Source organism: Stenotrophomonas sp. CASM114 (assembly GCF_049384325.1).
GTDB lineage: Bacteria > Pseudomonadota > Gammaproteobacteria > Xanthomonadales > Xanthomonadaceae > Stenotrophomonas > Stenotrophomonas muris.
This window is the reverse complement of sequence record NZ_JBMRGJ010000007.1, coordinates 85,169-100,735: the sequence shown is the minus strand read 5'-3', so window position 1 is coordinate 100,735 and position 15,567 is coordinate 85,169. Positions and strand designations below refer to the sequence as shown.

Here is a 15,567-nt window from a genome sequence, read left to right as displayed (position 1 = left end):
GAGTTTTTAATGCAATCCAGCTACCCCTTTCACGCTCGTTTTACCTTCTGAGCGCGATTACGCGCGCGTTATTTCAACAAACATTTCAGTCAGGTTCGTGCATGCACTATCGGGTCATCGGCCTGTCACATGCATGTGCTTGCGGCAGCGCCGGTCGGATGGACACGCGTCGGTACGACGTCCATCACCACCACCCCGTCACTGCCGAAGCTGCCTATGCTCTGGATACTGCTGCTGTCGTTGTTGCTGTTGTGCTGGTTGTTCCTCGCGTCCGACAAGTGGGTGTGGTGGAAGGCCGGCGCGTTCTCGCTGCTGCTGCTCATGCTCAGCGCGTGGTGGCTGATCGACAAGCTGTCCGGTGATGGGCTCAATGCCGCCACCCTGTACCACCTCGGCGCCGACATGGAAGGTGCCGGTGTCTCCGACTTCAAGGGCTACATCGCCGGCTTCATCGTGTTGGCGCTGGTCTCGCTGCTGCCACTGTTCGCCACACGGGTGAAGCGCTGGCGCCGGCCCGGCCACGGTGGCGCGTTGTTCGCCGGTTTCGCGGCCGTGTGGGTGGCCACGATCATGATCAGCCCGCTGGCCCGCGACGGCCAGCGCCTGTACCAGCAGCTGCGCCCGGTCGACTTCGCCCGCATCGCCCCTGAGTACCAGGTGCCGACGCAGCCGCTGCAGCGCCCGCGCAACATCGTCTGGATCTACGGCGAAAGCCTGGAACGCACCTATCTGGACGAGGCCGTGTTTCCCGGCCTGATGCCCAACCTCAACCGCCTGGCGTCCGAGTCGCTGGACGTGCGTGGGCTGGCCTCGGCCGAAGGCAGCGGCTGGACCATCGCCGGCCTGGTGTCGTCGATGTGCGGCGTGCCGCTGACCACCTCGCAGGGCGATGAAAACAGCATGGACCGCATGGGCAGCTTCCTGCCCAAGGCGGTGTGCCTGGGCGACTACCTGAAGCAGCAGGGCTACACCAACCACTATCTGGGGGGGGCCAACGGCCAGTTCGCCGGCAAGGGCCAGTTCCTGGCCAGCCACGGCTTCGACGAAGTGCATGACCTGGCGTGGTTCAAGCAGCAGAAGAAGATCGGCCGCATCCACTACTCGGCCTGGGGCGTGCACGACGACGTGCTGCTGGACACCGCCTACCAGCGCTTCGAACAGCTCTCGCGCGCCGGTTCACCGTTCATGCTGACCACGCTGACCATGGACACCCACCACCCGGCGGGCCACCTGCCGGTATCGTGCAAGGGCGAGCGCTACCAGAGCCAGTACGGCAACATCAACATGCTCAACGCGCTCAAGTGCAGCGACCGGCTGATCTCGCAGCTGGTGCAGCGCATCCAGGCCAGCCCGTACGGCAAGGACACGCTGATCGTGATCGCCTCCGACCACCTGGCGATGCCCAACGATCTGACCCACATCCTGACCCGGCAGAAGCGCGAGAACCTGCTGCTGTTCCTGGGCGATGGCATTGCCCCGCAGCAGCTCAGCGCCGACGCCGGCACCACCCTGGATTCGGGTGCGACCCTGCTCAGCCTGCTGGACCCGAACCTGAAGACGATGGGCTTTGGCCGCTCGTTGATCGACAGCCAACGCGCACCCAGCGCCAGCGTGGCGGCCCGGCGCGATGGTGGCCGCGACTACCCGCAGTACCTGGCCTTCGCCCGCTCACTGTGGCTGGGCGAACCGACCCGCGAACTGAAGATCGATGGCGATGACCAGGTGGTGGTCGGCCTGCAGCACGTGCAGCCACCGGTGCTGCTGGAGTACGACAAGGACTGGGGACTGAAGTCGGTCTACCTGGAGAACACCTCGCGCCAGTTCGATGACGCGGATCCGGACAACACGCTGGCCTATGTTGATCGCTGCACCGCATTCGAGGACGGCTCGGCCGACGGCGACTGGTGTGCCCTGCTCGTCAACCGCGACAACGGCATCAAGCTGTACCGCGACAACGACCTGCGCGGCGGCATCGCGGTCGATGCACCGCTGGACGCATTCCAGGGCCCGCGCCCGAGCGTGCGCCAGGCGCACATGATCACCCAGAAGGGCCGCCGCACCCGTGCCGGCCAGTACATGCTGCAGCTGGTGGCGAGCACGCGCCCGGATCGCGGTTTCTGGATCGAGGCGGTGTCCTCGCAGCGCAAGGTGGTGCTGGCCCAGCAGTGGGTGCAGCCCGATGCCGATGGCAAGATCAACGTGTCGTTCGGGCTGGACCATGAAGTGGATGATCTGGAGATCCGCGCGTGGTTGAACCATGCCGAGAAGCTGGCGGTGGATACGTTCGCACTGGTGCCCTCGCGCAGCCGACCACGGGGGTAGGGTTTTGCAGGGCTGCGCCCTGCACCCGTGGTAGTGCCGGCCGCTGGCCGGCAACCTCAGAAGCAACGGCAACAGCGTGCAATCCGTGGTTTGGCAGGGCGGTGTCGACCTTGGTCGACACACTCTGTCAGATATCGAAAATCAAGATGGGGTCAGATCCGTTTTCCTCCGGAAAACGGATCTGACCCCAAGAGCATTTCCGACAGATCGCGGGAAACTGTCGAAGGCGGGGTGGGTCCGGTCGCGGGAGTGTCCGCGGCATGGATGCCGCGGCCAAGCCCCCATGGGTGAGGGCGCTTTGCTTGCGAAGCACTGCTTCGCAAGCGCCCGAACGCACAGCCGCCAGCGGCTGGGCCGACCTGGGGGTTTACGGCGTCTCCCGCAACCGCGCCGACCCCGCCGTCCCGCAGGAAATCAGCTGTTGCTGTTGCTGTTGAAGTTGCCGGCCAGCGGCCGGCACTACCGCGGGTGCAGGGCGCAGCCCTGCAACACAACCCCTACTCCTGCGGGTCGCGGATGATGTGGATGTCGGTCGGGGTCGACAGCGGGATGTTCCGCTCGGCCAGGATCTGCAGCAGGCTGAAGTACAGATCGCTGCGGGTTGCATACACCTGCCGCGGGCTGGCCACGTAAGCGAAACTGTTGATGGTGATCTGGCCACCGGCAATGCTGTCGATGTAGACCGTCGGCGCCGGCTGCTTCAGCACGTTGGTGTGCGCGGTGTACGCATCCAGCAGCGCCTGCCGCAGGTTGCCGACATCAGTGCTGGGCGGCACCGCGAACTGGATCTGGATGCGGCCCTGGTTGTTGCCCATCGTCATGTTGCGCACGGTCTTGGTGACCAGCTCGGAGTTGGGCACGATCAGCGTCGACTTGTCGCCCACCTGGATCTCGGTCGATCGCAGGCTGATGCGGCGGATGTCGCCCTCCTGGTCACCCAGCTTCACCCAGTCGCCGATCTTCACCGGGCGCTCGGCCAGCAGGATCAGGCCCGAGACGAAATTCTGGGTGATCACCTGCAGGCCGAAGCCAATACCCACCGACAGTGCGCTGACCAGCAGGGCCAGCTTGCTCAGCTGCAGCCCCATCGCCGACAGCGCCCAGATCACCGCGATGATGATGCCCACGTATCGGGCAACGGTGCTCACCGAATTGCGCGCGCCCAGGTCCAGCTCGGTCTTGGGCAGGTAGGTGTCGGTCAGCCAGCGCTGCACCAGCTGGGTGATCGCCAGGCCGGCCAGCAGCGCCAGTACCGCCAACACGATCCCCGCCGGTGCCAGCTTGGTGCCACCGATATCGAATCCGGTCGTGAACAGTGAAGTGAAGCGCTCCACCACCGCGCCGATGTTGCCGAACGGTGCCACCAGCGCAAGCAGCGTGATCAACACAACCACGGTACGCAGCGCCGCCGACAGCAGCACGCCCGCCTGTTCCAGCCGCGATACGCTCAGGCCGGTGCTGAGCAGGATGGTCTGGCCGACCTTGCTGTCGGCGTTGAGCATCCACGTGCTCAGGTCATCGACGAACTTGAACAGCAACGTCGCGGCCAACACCACGATGCTGCCGCCGATCAATTGCTGGTTCACGAACTTGGCGAAATTCAGGTAGCCCAGCAACGTGGCAATGATGGCGGCCACCACCGCGATGTTGCCCGCTACCCGGGCCAGTACCAGCCAGCTGCTGCGGCGCACCGGCGTGGCTGCACCCACGCCATCGGCCTGCGCTTCCAGCTTGGCCTCGGCCTCGGCGGTCTGCCGGCGATGCAGGCGCGCCAGGGTCACCAGCATGGCCATGATCAGGCCGAGGTAAGTCAGCGCAATCAGTCCGTCCAGCGCCACCGTGGTGACGTCGCTGGTGCGCGTGGCCTGGTCCAGGGCCACCAGCACCGTGCTCAGCCAGGCCAGCGCCGCCGCGCCCCAGGCGTATTTGCGCAGCTTCAGCGCGGCGGTGTCGTCCAGGTTCAACAGCCGCCATGACGGGCGCTTGGGCACCAGCAGGCAGGCGCTGAGTGCGGCGATGAAGGCCGCGCGGAACGTTGCGGTCTCCAGGCCGTCGGCCACCACCTGCAGGCGCGGCGCGATTCCATCGATGGCATCCAGCGCCGCCATCAGCACCACCACGGCATAGCCGGGCAGCAGCGTACCGACCAGCAGCAGCCACATGGCCAGGCCGGACCGGCGCAGTCGACCATCGGGCGCACGTTCGGACGCAGCAAAACGGCGCCCCAGCCTGCGCAGCCACAGCCGCAGTGGGAACATCATCACCAGCGCGGCCAGCAGGCCCAGCAACGGCGTGCCCCAGCCATGGGCGCGGATACCGGCGACCAGCGCATCGCGGCCCTGCCCGGCCAATGGCGCAACCCGCGCGATATCGATCGGCAGACGTTCGGCCACCTTGCTCCACAGCGCGGGCGACAACGGCGAGGCCACCTTCTGGCCCAGTTCTTCCGTGCGTTGCGCGGCTCGCTGCTGCTCGATGTCCGCCGCCAGCTGCTGCGCACGCACGGAACTGGCCTTGGCCTGCACCACCGAAGCGGCCAGGCCGTCACGCTGCTTGGTGAGGGTGCGCCGTTGCGCCGCCAGCTCCGGCGGCTCAGCAGCCCCTTCTGCCGGCGTTCCCAGCTGCGCCAGCTGTTCGTTGAGTCGGTCCAGCTGCGGCTGCAGCGCCTTTTCCAGCGCCTCGGCATCGCGCCGTGCCTGCGAGGCATTCTCGGACAGCATCGCCAGCGTCTCGGTGGCTTCTGCATCGCCACGCTTGCGCTCCACATCCTTCAGGCTGGAATCGATATCCGCCAGCTGCTGCTTCGGCGTGGGGTCCTCATCCTGCGCCAGCACCGGCGCGGACAGCAGGAAGGCGGTGCACAGCAGCAGGACCCACCAGGGCCCCCGTGCACGGATCGATCGCAGGAAAGAAGACACGCAGCCACACCGGTTCGCGCGGACCACCGCGCCTGCGCGCGACTATACGGCAGAGCCGGTCAAGGCCGGATGGGCGGCCCCGCCAGCGTCGCGCATCAGTACTTCAGCCGAAGCTCTTCCACCGTCGGCTGCTGCAGCGCATACCAGTCCTGGAACTCTTCCTCGGTGATCTCATCGGGCGCGTACACCGCCACCGGGTGCCAGTCGTGGTCGGTCGGCAGCGGCTGGCGCGGGCCGGCGCGCAGGCTGTAACTCACACCTTCGTAGTCGACCAGTTCGTCGACCTGCGGCCACTGTTCGCGCGCGAACGCAGATTCACTCTTCAACAGGATCACCTGGTACATCGGCACCTCCACCTCGGTTGGATCAGGAAAACACGGCGCTGGCGGCAGGATACCCCCAGGCCGGTGACAACGGGCGCTCCGCCGGGGCGACGGAACGTTCTGGACACGGCCATCGCCCCGGCTTCACCCGCCCATGGCAAGGCCATCGGCATCGTGGAGGCCCACCCCTGCCACGACCGCCGATGACCGAGCACCCGCCGCTGAAAACCGTCGCCGACCTCAAGCTGCCGCGCTACCTGGGCACCTGGTACGAGATCGCACGCCTGCCGATGCGCCACGAGCCGGAAGGCTGCACCGACGTATCGGCGCACTACACCCTGCTCGACAACGGCAACGTCGGCGTCACCAACCGCTGCCGCATGGACGGCGAGATCGAAGAGGCCACCGGCGAGGCCTGCGCTGTCGACAACGACAGCGCGCGGCTGGAGGTCAGCTTCCTGCCCAAGGGCCTGCGCTGGCTGCCGTTCGCCAAGGGCGACTACTGGGTGATCCAGATCGCCCCGGACTACAGCGTGTCGCTGGTCGGCAGCCCGGATCGCAAGTACCTGTGGCTGCTGGCGCGCGAGCCGCGCCTGGACGCGACCGTGCAGGACCATTATCTGGCGGCGGCCCGCCTGCAGGGCTTCGATCTGTCCGAACGGATCCAGACGCCACATACCGGCAAACCCACAGCCTGAGCCCCACGCACGCATGGACCTGAAAAGCGGTTACCCGTGGTGGGCCGTACGCAACGGACTGATCCAGGCGTTCCCCCCGCTGGAGAAGGATCTGCGCTGCGATGTGCTGGTGGTCGGTGGCGGCATCACCGGCGCGCTGATTGCCGACGAGCTGTCCCACCATGGCCATGACGTGGCCGTGATCGAGCAGCGCGATATCGGTTGGGGCAGCACGGCCGCGAGCACCGCGCTGCTGCAGTACGAGATCGATACCCATCTGCTCGAACTGGCCGAACGCTACGGGCAGGACGCCGCAGCACGGGCGTACCGGGCCTGCGCGGAGGCAATCCCGGCACTGGGCGAAGTGGCACGCGGGTTGAAGGACGTGGATTTCCAGCGCATGGACAGCCTGTACCTGGCCAGCCGCCATCGCGACGTGCCGCGCCTGATGGCCGAAGGTGAGGCGCGGCGCAGCATCGGCCTGGATGCCCGCTGGCTGGACCGCGAAGCGCTTCGCGAGCGTTTCGACGTGGAAGCCGGCGGCGCCCTGCTGACCCGCCAGGCGGCGCGGGTCGATCCCTACTGTCTCACCTACGGCCTGCTCAAACGAGTGCGCCGCCGCGGCGGCCATGTGCACGACCGCACCGTGCTGCACACGCTCAAGCCTGGCGCGCAGGGCGTAACCGCGATGACCGAGGCCGGCGCCTCGGTCCGTGCCCGCCACGTGGTCCTGGCCATGGGCTATGCCAACCAGACGTGGCTGGAACAGCGGGTTGCGCGCAACCGCAGCAGCTATGCCTTCATCACCGATCCCATCGAAGCGGACGTGCTCGGCAGGCTGCGCAACACGATGGTGTGGGAAAGCGCCCGCCCGTACCTGTACCTGCGCGCCACCGGCGACCGCCGCCTGCTGGTGGGTGGGCTGGACGACGCCATCGATATCCCCGCCCGGCGCGACCGGCGCGTTGATGGCAAGGCCGGCAAGCTGATGAAGCAACTGCGGCACTGGTTCCCACGGCTGGATCCGATACCCGCCTTTTCCTGGGCCGGCACCTTCGCCGAAACCGCCGACGGCCTGCCCTTCTTCGGCCCGCACGCGCAGTGGGGGCCGCGGGTCCATTTCGCCATGGCCTACGGCGGCAACGGCATCACTTATTCGATGATCGGCGCCCAGCTGCTGCGGGCCCGGATCGAGCGGCGCAAGCATGCGCTGGAAAGGCTGTTCGGGTTCGGGCGGTTGTGACCTGCAGCCGGCCGCGGCCGGCTCTACCCCAATCCGGCGCCGACAGGCATCATTCAAGCAACCCCTGCTAGCGTCGGCCTGTACCGCCGCGAGTTGCGCGGCCACCTGTCCGCTGGAGCGCCGTCATGATCCGCCCCCTGACCCTGCTGCTGTGCCTGGCCCTGCCGGGAACCGTGCTGGCCCAGTCCGCCGCTGGCGCCACTGCGCCGCAGGCTGCCGGCCTGGACTTGACGCTGCCGCAGGCGCCGATGCGCTACCTCAACGACCCGGCCCTGCAGCAGGACCCGCCCGGCACCTATTACGGTGACAAGAGCGGCCCGCGCGTGCACGACGATGCGAAGATCGCCGACGTGACCGACGACAAGGTCAAGGTGTCCGGCAGCTTCACCACCGGCATCGGCTATTCGAAGAACGGCGGCAACAGCCACTACAACGCGGCCACGCTGAACCTGAGCAAGAACTACACCACCGATGAAGGCAAGACCCATGGGGTCAACCTCAACATCCACGTGAGTGAGGGCAAGGGCCCGGGCTTCTTCGGCCCGTATGGCGGCTACTACGGCCGCGGGCCTGGCTGGGATTACCCGCCGCCGTACGGCTGGTAAGCCAGCCCCTGTAGAGCCGAGCCCATGCTCGGCTACGGTTGGCCGCAAAGCCGAGCATGGGCTCGGCTCTACAGAGGCCAACGTCAATCCAGCCAGCCATCGCGCTCGCTGTGCAGGATGCGGCCGTCATAGCCGCTCACGCGCACCTCTACCTTCTGGTTGCGGGCATTGCGGGCTTCCAGCGACCAGGTCGCACCATCGCGTTCCAGCGAATGGATCTCGCGCAGGCCATGCGACTGCGCCCGTGCCAGCACCTGCTCGGTAGTCAGCAGCGCGCGGCCGCTGTGCTCATCGAAGATCTCGCCGGTCTTCGGGTCCACGTAGACCTCGCTGAAGCGGCCATCGGCGCGGCTCACGTCAGCCTCCCACAGGCCATCATCGCGTTCGATCTCGTGGATCTGGGTGTAGCCGGCCTTGCGCAGGGTCTGTTCAACCTGGGCCATGCCCAGCGGCGCGGCCTGTACGGCCGGCGCGACGGCAAGCAGGGCAACAGTGGCGAGGGTGAGCGACTTCAACATGGGGGTTCTCCTGTTCGTGGCCGGACCATCCCGGCAACGCCACGATGCATGGCCCGGTTAACAGCGCCTTAGCCGTGGCTGTTAGCCGGCTGTTAGTCATCCCCGCCACACTCGCGCCTGTACCCCTCTCTCTTTCCTTACCCGCATGCTCGCCACCCTGCCCCTGCTGCTGGCCCTGGCCAACGCCCCGACCGCCGCCGCGCCCCTGCAGGACCCGGCGCAGCAGGTCGCGCGTCGCGCCGTGCAGCAGGGCCGCTACATGCCGCTGGAGAGCGTGGTGCGCGATGCGCTCAAGCGCTACCCCGGCCAGCTGCTGGAAGTGGAGCTGGACGACGGCGTCTACGAAGTGGAGATCCTGCGCGGCGACGGCGTGGTGGTGGAGCTGGACTATGATGCGCGCAGCGGAAAGCTGCTGAAGACGGAGCTCGACGACTGATGCGCATCCTGTTGGCCGAAGACGATGCCGCACTGGCACAGCGCCTGGTGCCCCTGCTGGAACAGGCCGGCTATGTGGTGGCGGTGGTCGCCGACGGTCGCCAGGCCGAAGAAATCGGCCAGATCGAAGACCTGCAGGCCGCCATCGTCGACCTCGGCCTGCCCGGGCTGGATGGACTGAGCGTGATCGAGCGCTGGCGCGGCAACGGCCGGGGGTTTCCGGTGCTGGTGCTGACCGCGCGCGGGCGCTGGCACGACAAGCTGGCCGGCTTCGATGCCGGCGCCGACGATTACCTGACCAAACCGTTCCAGGCCGACGAACTGGTGCTGCGCCTGCGCGCCCTGATCCGTCGCAGCCATGGCCACGCCAGCCCGCGCCTGCACTGCGGCCCGCTGCAGCTGGACGTCAATGCCGGCCGCTTCGAGCTGGATGGACAGGCGCTGCCACTGAGTCCGCAGGAATTCCGCCTGCTCAGCTACTTCATCCACCACAGCGGACAGGTGATCAGCCGCGACCGGTTGGGCGAACAGGTGTTCGACGGCGGCCACGACCCGGACTCCAACGCACTGGACGTGCTGCTCGGACGCGTGCGCCGCAAGCTCGGCATCGACCTGATCCAGACCGTGCGCGGCCAGGGCTGGCGGCTGGCCGCGCCATGAACCGGCAACCGTCGCTGCGGCGGCGCCTGCTGCTGGCCGGCGGCGTCGGGCTGCTGCTGGTCTCGCTGCTGGCCAGCGCGCTGCTGGGCGAGCTGTTCAAGCGCAGCGCGCGCGACCGCCTCGACCACGAACTGCAGCAGGACATGCTGACCCTGCTGGCACAGGCCGAAGTGGACCCGGACGGGCAGCTGCGCCTGCGCCAGGAACCCAATGATGCGCGCTTCCAGCGCGTGTTTTCCGGTGCCTATTGGCAGATCGCCGGTGCCGATGGCCACGTGCTGCTGCAGTCGCGCTCGCTGTGGGATGAAACCCTGCCGGCGAAGGCCGCCGGGCCGGCCACGCGCAATCTGCCCGGGCCGCTGCAACAATTCCTGCGTGCACGCGTGCAGCAGGTGCGCCTGCCACGCGCCAGCGAACCGTTCGTGGCCGTGGTCGCCACCGACCGCAGCGCGCTGGATGCCGATGTTGCCGCGTTCCGCAAGCGCACCGCCATCGCACTGGGCGTGCTGGTCGCGGCGTGGCTGGCGGTGCTGGCCAGCCAGGTGCACTTCGGCCTGCGCCCGCTGCATCGCCTCGGTGCGCAGCTGGAACGGGTACGTCGCGGCGATGCGCAGCGCATCGACACACAGGGACTGGGCGCGGAGGTCGCACCGCTGGGTGAAGAACTCAACGCGCTGCTGGACCACCAGCAACGCATGGTCGCGCGTGCGCGCACCAGTGCACAGGATCTGGCGCACGCGCTGAAGACTCCACTGAGCGTATTGGCCACCGAAGCTGACAGCGACGGCACGCATTGGCGTGCCACCGTGCGCGAGCAGAGTGCGCGCATGCAGGCCAGTGTTGACCGTTACCTGGCTGCAGGACTGGCTGCCGACCATCGCCAGCGCACCGACGTGGCGGCCGTCGCACAGGCGATGTGCCGGCTGATGGCACGCGTGCATGGCGAACGTGGCATTGCGTTCACGGCGGCAGGCATCGATCCGGCGCTGCAGTTCGCCGGCGCCAGTGCGGATCTGGAGGAGATGCTGGGCAACCTGCTGGACAACGCCGGGCGCTGGGCGCAACAGCAGGTCACTGTCGAAGCGGAAACCAGCGAAGGGCAACTACGCATCGAAGTGCGCGACGATGGCCCCGGCCTGGCCGCAGACGCGCTGGAACGGGTCACCCAGCGTGGTGTGCGGCTGGACGAGCGCGAAGGCAGCAGCGGGTTGGGCCTGGCGATCGTGGGCGATATCGCTGCCAGCTATGGCGGGCGCGTGGCGTTGGAAAATGCGCAGCCGGGCCTGCGTGCGACGTTGTGGTTGCCGGTGGCGTGACGCGGCCAACCCAACGGTGGGTAGTGCCGGCCGCTGGCCGGCAGCCACGTGATCACCGGGAACACCCAGCGGAAGCCGGCCAGCGGCCGGCTCTACCGAGCGCCAATCCGACCGGTCGCCGTGCACCCGGTAGGTGTCGACCTTGGTCGACACGCACCAAGCATCAACGGTGATGCATCCACCAGCAATCAATCGCGTCCAGCAATATGTGGATGATCAGACCGATACCGAACAACCGCGTTTTCTTCGGCACGCACAGCCCCGCATAGACCGCGATGGCCGGTGCGGTGTGCAGCGGGTGGAACCCGATGCTGCAGCGGTTCGGTGCATAGATCGGCTCGGCCAGCAGATGGTCCAGGTCGATGATCCAGCCCAGCAGCATCGGCAGCCACGCCGAGGCAAAGCGCTTGCGCCAGAACAGCCATGCCAGCAACGCTGGCACGGCGGCATGCAGGAACAGGTGGAAGATCGCGCGCGCGCTCATCGGCAACGGTGGCACCGGGCGGGCCCGGTGCCGTCCATCACACCAGCGGCTCGTCGGACAGGTAGGTGTAACCGGTCAGGCCGGCTTCCAGCGCGTCCGACAGTTCCTGCGCGCGTTCCGGCGACAGCTGCGCCGCAGCCACGCGCTGCGCATAGGTCGCACGCAGTTCGTCCAGGCGGTAACCCACGTAATCCAGCATCACGTCGGTGGTGTCGCCGCGGCGCTGCTGGGTGATGGCGTAGCCATCGGCATCGGCCAGCACTTCCACCGCGTCGGTATCGCCGAACAGGTTGTGGATGTCGCCCAGGATTTCCTGGTAGGCGCCGACCATGAAGAAGCCGATGCGATAGCTCTCGCCCGGCCTCATCTTGTGCAGCGGCAGCGAGCTGTCCAGGCTCTCGTTCTCGACATAGGTTTCCACCATGCCGTCCGAGTCGCAGGTCATGTCGGCGATGATGCCGCGGCGGTCCGGGGTTTCATCCAGGCGCTCGATCGGCACGATCGGGAACACCTGGTCGATCGCCCACACGTCCGGGATCGATTCGAACACGCTGAAGTTGACGAAGTACTTGTCGACCAGGCGCTCGTTCAGTTCGTCCAACACCGGGCGATGGCTCTTCTCGTCGTAGCTCAGGCGCGCACGCACGCCATGGGCGATGGCGTAGAACAGGTCGTCGATGCGTGCACGCTGCGGCAGGTCGATCTGGCCCAGCGCGTAGCTGGCCAGGCCTTCGGCATGGAAATGCTGCGCTTCCTGGAACAGCTCCACCGCCGGGCGCACGTCAAGCTCGTCGTGGATCTCGCGCAGGTGGCGGATCGCTGCCGGCTCGTCGTCGTGCTGGTCCGGCACGCGGCCTTCCTGTGCCTCTTCCACTTCCGACACGTTGGCGATCAGCACCGCGTGGTGCGCGGTCATTGCGCGGCCGCACTCGGTGACGATGCGCGGCGGGGTCAGGCCGAACTCTTCGCAGGCATTGGCCAGCGGCTGCACGATGTTGCTGGCGTAGGAATGCAGGCCGTAGTTGATCGAGCAGAAGCTGCGCGAACGGGTACCTTCGTAATCCACGCCCAGGCCCCCCCCCACGTCGACGTGGGTGATCTTCGCGCCCAGGCGCGACAGCTCCACGAAGTAGCGGGTGGCTTCGCGCATGCCGTTGGCGATGTCGCGCACGTTGGAGATCTGCGAACCCATGTGGAAGTGCAGCAGGTTCAGGCAGTCGGCGTACTCGGTGTCACGCAGCGACTTCCACAGGTCCAGCAGCTGGCGCGGCGACAGGCCGAACTTGGCCTTGTCGCCACCGCTGTTCTGCCACTTGCCGGCACCCAGCGAGGCCAGGCGCATGCGCACGCCCAGGCCCGGCTTCACGTCCAGCGCCTTGGACTCTTCCAGCACCAGCTTCAGCTCGGACGGCTTCTCGATGACGATGAAGGTCTGCAGGCCCAGCTTGCGGCCGATCAGGGCCAGGCGGATGTACTCGCGGTCCTTGTAGCCGTTGCAGACGATCAGGCCACCCGGGCGCGACAGCGCCAGCACGGCCATCAGCTCGGGCTTGCTGCCCGCTTCCAGGCCGAAGCCTTCGCCGTGGTGGCTGGCCAGGGTGCCGGCCACGCCGCGGGTCTGGTTGACCTTGATCGGGTACACGGCGGTGTAGCCGCCGCTGTACTCCCAGTCCTGCTGGGCCTGGGCGAAGGCCGCCTGCAGCTTGCCCAGGCGCTGGCCGAGGATGTCCGGGAAGCGCACCAGCAGCGGCAGCTTGGCACCGGCCGCGCGCGCAGCGTCCACCACCTTGGGCAGCGATACCACCGGGCCGTCCGCCCCGGTCGGTCTCACCACCATGTGCCCGGCCTGATCCACGTCGAAGTAACCGTCCGCCCAATGCGGGATCGAGTAGGTCTTGCGGGCTTGGTCGAGGGACCAATCGGTCATTTCAGTCGGCCTTGTTGGCAATAAAAGGGGGGGCATGATAACGCCTATATGCCCACAGGTTCGTTATCATGCGCGCCCGCGCCCGTGACAGGTTCCAACCTGAACGGGCCGATCCGTCCGGATGTGGCATCTGTGCCACGCGGCCCCGCCCGCCAGCCCGGCTCCACCCCTCCGAACAGGACTGTTTTCCAATGACTGACAGCAACAACTGGTACATCGAACACTTCGAGCGCACCGGCTCGGCCATCGGCTACCGCATCACCGGCAAGCTGGACGAGGTGCAGTCGCCGTTCCAGAAGATCGAGATCTTCCAGACCACCGACTGGGGCAACCTGATGACCATCGACGGGGCCATCATGCTGACCAGCAAGGACAACTTCTTCTACCACGAGATGATCAGCCACCCGGTGCTGTTCACCCACGCTGCGCCCAAGCGCGTGGTGATCATCGGTGGCGGCGACTGCGGCACCCTGCGCGAAGTGCTCAAGCACAAGGGCGTGGAGAGCGTGACCCAGTGCGACATCGACGAGCAGGTCACCGTGATGGCGCGCAAGCACTTCCCGGAACTGTGCGACTCCAACGACGACGCCCGCGCCGAGCTGCTGTTCGACGACGGCGTGGCCTACATGGCCAACTGCCCGGCCGGCAGCGTGGACGTGGTGATCGTCGATTCGACCGACCCGGTCGGCCCCGGCGAAGGCCTGTTCAACAAGGCCTTCTACGAGAGCTGCTTCACGGCCCTGAAGGACGACGGCATCCTGGTGCAGCAGTCCGAATCGCCGCTGATGCAGCTGGACCTGATCAACGAAATGCGCACCGAGATGGGCAAGGCCGGCTTCGGTTCGTTCAAGACCCTGCCGTTCCCGCAGCCGTGCTACCCCACCGGCTGGTGGAGCGTGACCATGGCGCGCAAGGGCGACAGCAGCTTCGACTTCCGCCAGGCCGACTCGGCCGCCAAGACCTTCAACACCCTGTACTACACCGCCGCGCTGCACACCGGCGTGCTGGTGACCCCGCCGTTCGTGCAGGCGGCACTGAAGGGTTGATCCAAACAAAAACCCGCGCTGGCGACAGCGCGGGTTTTTTCATGTTCCGGTAGTGCCGGCCGCTGGCCGGCAACCTCATGTAACGATCAAAGCGCCCAGATACCGGCGATCACCGCCACCACCAGGCCCCACTTGATCAGCTGGTAGGCCACCACGCTGCGCTCGCGCAGTGCCTTGGCCTTCAGGCGCACCTTGTAGACACTGCCGAACGCCTTGTTGACGCCACCGGTCGGGTCACCCGGCAGGTTCGGCGATGCACCACCGGCCAGCAGCGTGGCCGCCACCGCGCGGTTGAACAGGCCCGGCAGGCCGAAGCGCAGCGGGCGGGCGATGTCGCAGAACAGGATCACCCGGTCCTGCTGCGTCTCGTTGTGCGCATGGTGGATGTAGGTCTCGTCGAACATCATCCACTCGCCGTCGCGCCAGCTCTTCTTGATGCCGTCCACTTCGATGTAGCAGGCATCGTCGTTGGGCGTGCTCAGGCCCAGGTGCAGGCGCAGCGAGCCAGCGAACGGGTCGCGGTGCGGGCGCAGCTCACTGCCCGGTGGCAGCTGCGCGAACATCGCCGCACGCACGTCCGGGATCGACTCGATCAGCGCCGTGGTCTTCGGGCACAGCGTCTTCGCGGACGGGTGCGACGGGCCGTACCACTTCAGGTAGAAGCGCTTCCAGCCACGACGGAAGAACGAATTGAAGCCGGCATCGTTGAACGTGCTGGAGGCAGCGATCTTCTGCGCGTCGCGCAGCGCCAGCGCCTCGTCGCGGATCATCTGCCAGTTCTGGCGCAGCGGCTCCAGCTGCGGGAACTCTTTGCCCGGGTCCAGGAACGGCGTGGTCGGCACCTTCGAGAACATGTACATGACCACGTTGATCGGGGCCATGAAACTGGAGTGGTCCAGCAGCTGGCGCGACCAGCGCGCGCGGACCTTGCCACGGAAGTGGATGTACAGCACGCAGGCCACGAACAGCGCTGCAATGACGATTTTGATGATCAAAGCACTTTCCTCCAGCCGCGGCCGGAACGGGAAACGGGGCGATGCACGGCCAGGCGGCCAGCACCGGTTCGGAACGCGGCAGGGGACGGGGACGTGCC

Annotated in this window: 14 protein-coding genes; 8 read left to right on the top strand and 6 right to left on the bottom strand. The window is 67.0% G+C overall.

The window, feature by feature from the left end; all coding sequences use genetic code 11:
- Window positions 1–216 precede the first annotated feature (216 nt).
- Complete coding sequence (locus tag VG566_RS09885) at window positions 217–2,322, top strand: phosphoglycerol transferase I (protein ID WP_053496302.1); 2,106 nt, start codon at window positions 217–219, stop codon at window positions 2,320–2,322.
- A gap of 497 nt (window positions 2,323–2,819) precedes the next feature.
- On the opposite strand, the gene VG566_RS09880 is transcribed toward VG566_RS09885, so the two are convergent.
- Together VG566_RS09880 and VG566_RS09875 are read right to left on the bottom strand one after the other, a co-directional pair.
- Entirely contained in the window at window positions 2,820–5,240 is a 2,421-nt protein-coding gene (locus tag VG566_RS09880) for a DUF3772 domain-containing protein (protein ID WP_241884491.1), read from the bottom strand.
- A 95-nt stretch (window positions 5,241–5,335) separates the two neighbouring features.
- Complete coding sequence (locus VG566_RS09875) at window positions 5,336–5,584, bottom strand: hypothetical protein (protein ID WP_014648700.1); 249 nt, start codon at window positions 5,582–5,584, stop codon at window positions 5,336–5,338.
- Between the two features lie 182 nt (window positions 5,585–5,766).
- Between VG566_RS09875 and VG566_RS09870 the strand changes: the two genes are divergently transcribed.
- The 3 genes from VG566_RS09870 to VG566_RS09860 all read left to right on the top strand — a co-directional run bounded on the left by VG566_RS09870 (window position 5,767) and on the right by VG566_RS09860 (window position 8,088).
- The gene (locus tag VG566_RS09870; protein WP_241884490.1) at window positions 5,767–6,261 is read left to right on the top strand and encodes a lipocalin family protein; all 495 of its coding nucleotides are present in this window, start codon (window positions 5,767–5,769) and stop codon (window positions 6,259–6,261) included.
- Window positions 6,262–6,274: 13 nt separating this feature from the next.
- Window positions 6,275–7,483 carry an FAD-dependent oxidoreductase gene (locus VG566_RS09865; RefSeq protein WP_241884489.1) on the top strand — a complete coding sequence of 403 codons (1,209 nt, stop codon included), beginning with the start codon at window positions 6,275–6,277 and terminating at the stop codon, window positions 7,481–7,483.
- A 125-nt stretch (window positions 7,484–7,608) separates the two neighbouring features.
- Window positions 7,609–8,088 (top strand): hypothetical protein, encoded by a 480-nt coding sequence (locus tag VG566_RS09860; RefSeq protein ID WP_014038776.1) that lies wholly within the window; start codon window positions 7,609–7,611, stop codon window positions 8,086–8,088.
- A gap of 83 nt (window positions 8,089–8,171) precedes the next feature.
- On the opposite strand, the gene VG566_RS09855 is transcribed toward VG566_RS09860, so the two are convergent.
- Window positions 8,172–8,606, bottom strand: coding sequence for a PepSY domain-containing protein (locus VG566_RS09855; RefSeq protein WP_241884488.1), 435 nt, complete (start codon window positions 8,604–8,606; stop codon window positions 8,172–8,174).
- A gap of 145 nt (window positions 8,607–8,751) precedes the next feature.
- Here VG566_RS09855 and VG566_RS09850 point away from each other — a divergent pair, with 145 nt between their 5' ends.
- Genes VG566_RS09850 through VG566_RS09840 form a run of 3 tightly spaced genes read left to right on the top strand, consistent with a single transcriptional unit; the run spans window position 8,752 to window position 11,017 of the window.
- Window positions 8,752–9,042: a PepSY domain-containing protein gene (locus tag VG566_RS09850; protein ID WP_014648704.1), complete on the top strand. Its 291-nt coding sequence runs from the start codon at window positions 8,752–8,754 to the stop codon at window positions 9,040–9,042.
- Complete coding sequence (locus tag VG566_RS09845; protein WP_069117716.1) at window positions 9,042–9,701, top strand: response regulator transcription factor; 660 nt, start codon at window positions 9,042–9,044, stop codon at window positions 9,699–9,701. The genes VG566_RS09850 and VG566_RS09845 overlap by 1 nt, the downstream gene beginning before the upstream one ends.
- Complete coding sequence (locus VG566_RS09840) at window positions 9,698–11,017, top strand: sensor histidine kinase (protein WP_241884487.1); 1,320 nt, start codon at window positions 9,698–9,700, stop codon at window positions 11,015–11,017. Before VG566_RS09845 ends, VG566_RS09840 begins: the two co-directional genes overlap by 4 nt.
- Before the next feature lie 163 nt (window positions 11,018–11,180).
- Here the strand turns inward: VG566_RS09840 and VG566_RS09835 are convergent, their stop codons facing one another.
- Window positions 11,181–11,501 carry a DUF6122 family protein gene (locus VG566_RS09835; RefSeq protein WP_241884486.1) on the bottom strand — a complete coding sequence of 107 codons (321 nt, stop codon included), beginning with the start codon at window positions 11,499–11,501 and terminating at the stop codon, window positions 11,181–11,183.
- 37 nt (window positions 11,502–11,538) lie between these two features.
- Entirely contained in the window at window positions 11,539–13,428 is a 1,890-nt protein-coding gene (gene speA / locus VG566_RS09830) for an arginine decarboxylase (protein ID WP_014648708.1), read from the bottom strand.
- 191 nt (window positions 13,429–13,619) lie between these two features.
- Between speA and speE the strand changes: the two genes are divergently transcribed.
- Complete coding sequence (gene speE, locus VG566_RS09825) at window positions 13,620–14,474, top strand: polyamine aminopropyltransferase (RefSeq protein WP_053495283.1); 855 nt, start codon at window positions 13,620–13,622, stop codon at window positions 14,472–14,474.
- Window positions 14,475–14,560: 86 nt separating this feature from the next.
- Here the strand turns inward: speE and VG566_RS09820 are convergent, their stop codons facing one another.
- Entirely contained in the window at window positions 14,561–15,466 is a 906-nt protein-coding gene (locus VG566_RS09820; RefSeq protein WP_032954620.1) for an aspartyl/asparaginyl beta-hydroxylase domain-containing protein, read from the bottom strand.
- Window positions 15,467–15,567: the final 101 nt, after the last annotated feature.

Excerpts from the sequence above, each read along its gene's own strand:
- VG566_RS09870 (WP_241884490.1), top strand. The coding sequence starts at position 5,767 with ATGACCGAGCACCCGCCGCTGAAAACCGTCGCCGACCTCAAGCTGCCG.
- VG566_RS09835 (WP_241884486.1), bottom strand. The coding sequence starts at position 11,501 with ATGAGCGCGCGCGCGATCTTCCACCTGTTCCTGCATGCCGCCGTGCCA.
- VG566_RS09840 (WP_241884487.1), top strand. The coding sequence starts at position 9,698 with ATGAACCGGCAACCGTCGCTGCGGCGGCGCCTGCTGCTGGCCGGCGGC.
- VG566_RS09865 (WP_241884489.1), top strand. The coding sequence starts at position 6,275 with ATGGACCTGAAAAGCGGTTACCCGTGGTGGGCCGTACGCAACGGACTG.
- VG566_RS09845 (WP_069117716.1), top strand. The coding sequence starts at position 9,042 with ATGCGCATCCTGTTGGCCGAAGACGATGCCGCACTGGCACAGCGCCTG.
- VG566_RS09855 (WP_241884488.1), bottom strand. The coding sequence starts at position 8,606 with ATGTTGAAGTCGCTCACCCTCGCCACTGTTGCCCTGCTTGCCGTCGCG.
- speE (WP_053495283.1), top strand. The coding sequence starts at position 13,620 with ATGACTGACAGCAACAACTGGTACATCGAACACTTCGAGCGCACCGGC.
- VG566_RS09875 (WP_014648700.1), bottom strand. The coding sequence starts at position 5,584 with ATGTACCAGGTGATCCTGTTGAAGAGTGAATCTGCGTTCGCGCGCGAA.
- speA (WP_014648708.1), bottom strand. The coding sequence starts at position 13,428 with ATGACCGATTGGTCCCTCGACCAAGCCCGCAAGACCTACTCGATCCCG.
- VG566_RS09885 (WP_053496302.1), top strand. The coding sequence starts at position 217 with ATGCTCTGGATACTGCTGCTGTCGTTGTTGCTGTTGTGCTGGTTGTTC.
- VG566_RS09860 (WP_014038776.1), top strand. The coding sequence starts at position 7,609 with ATGATCCGCCCCCTGACCCTGCTGCTGTGCCTGGCCCTGCCGGGAACC.
- VG566_RS09850 (WP_014648704.1), top strand. The coding sequence starts at position 8,752 with ATGCTCGCCACCCTGCCCCTGCTGCTGGCCCTGGCCAACGCCCCGACC.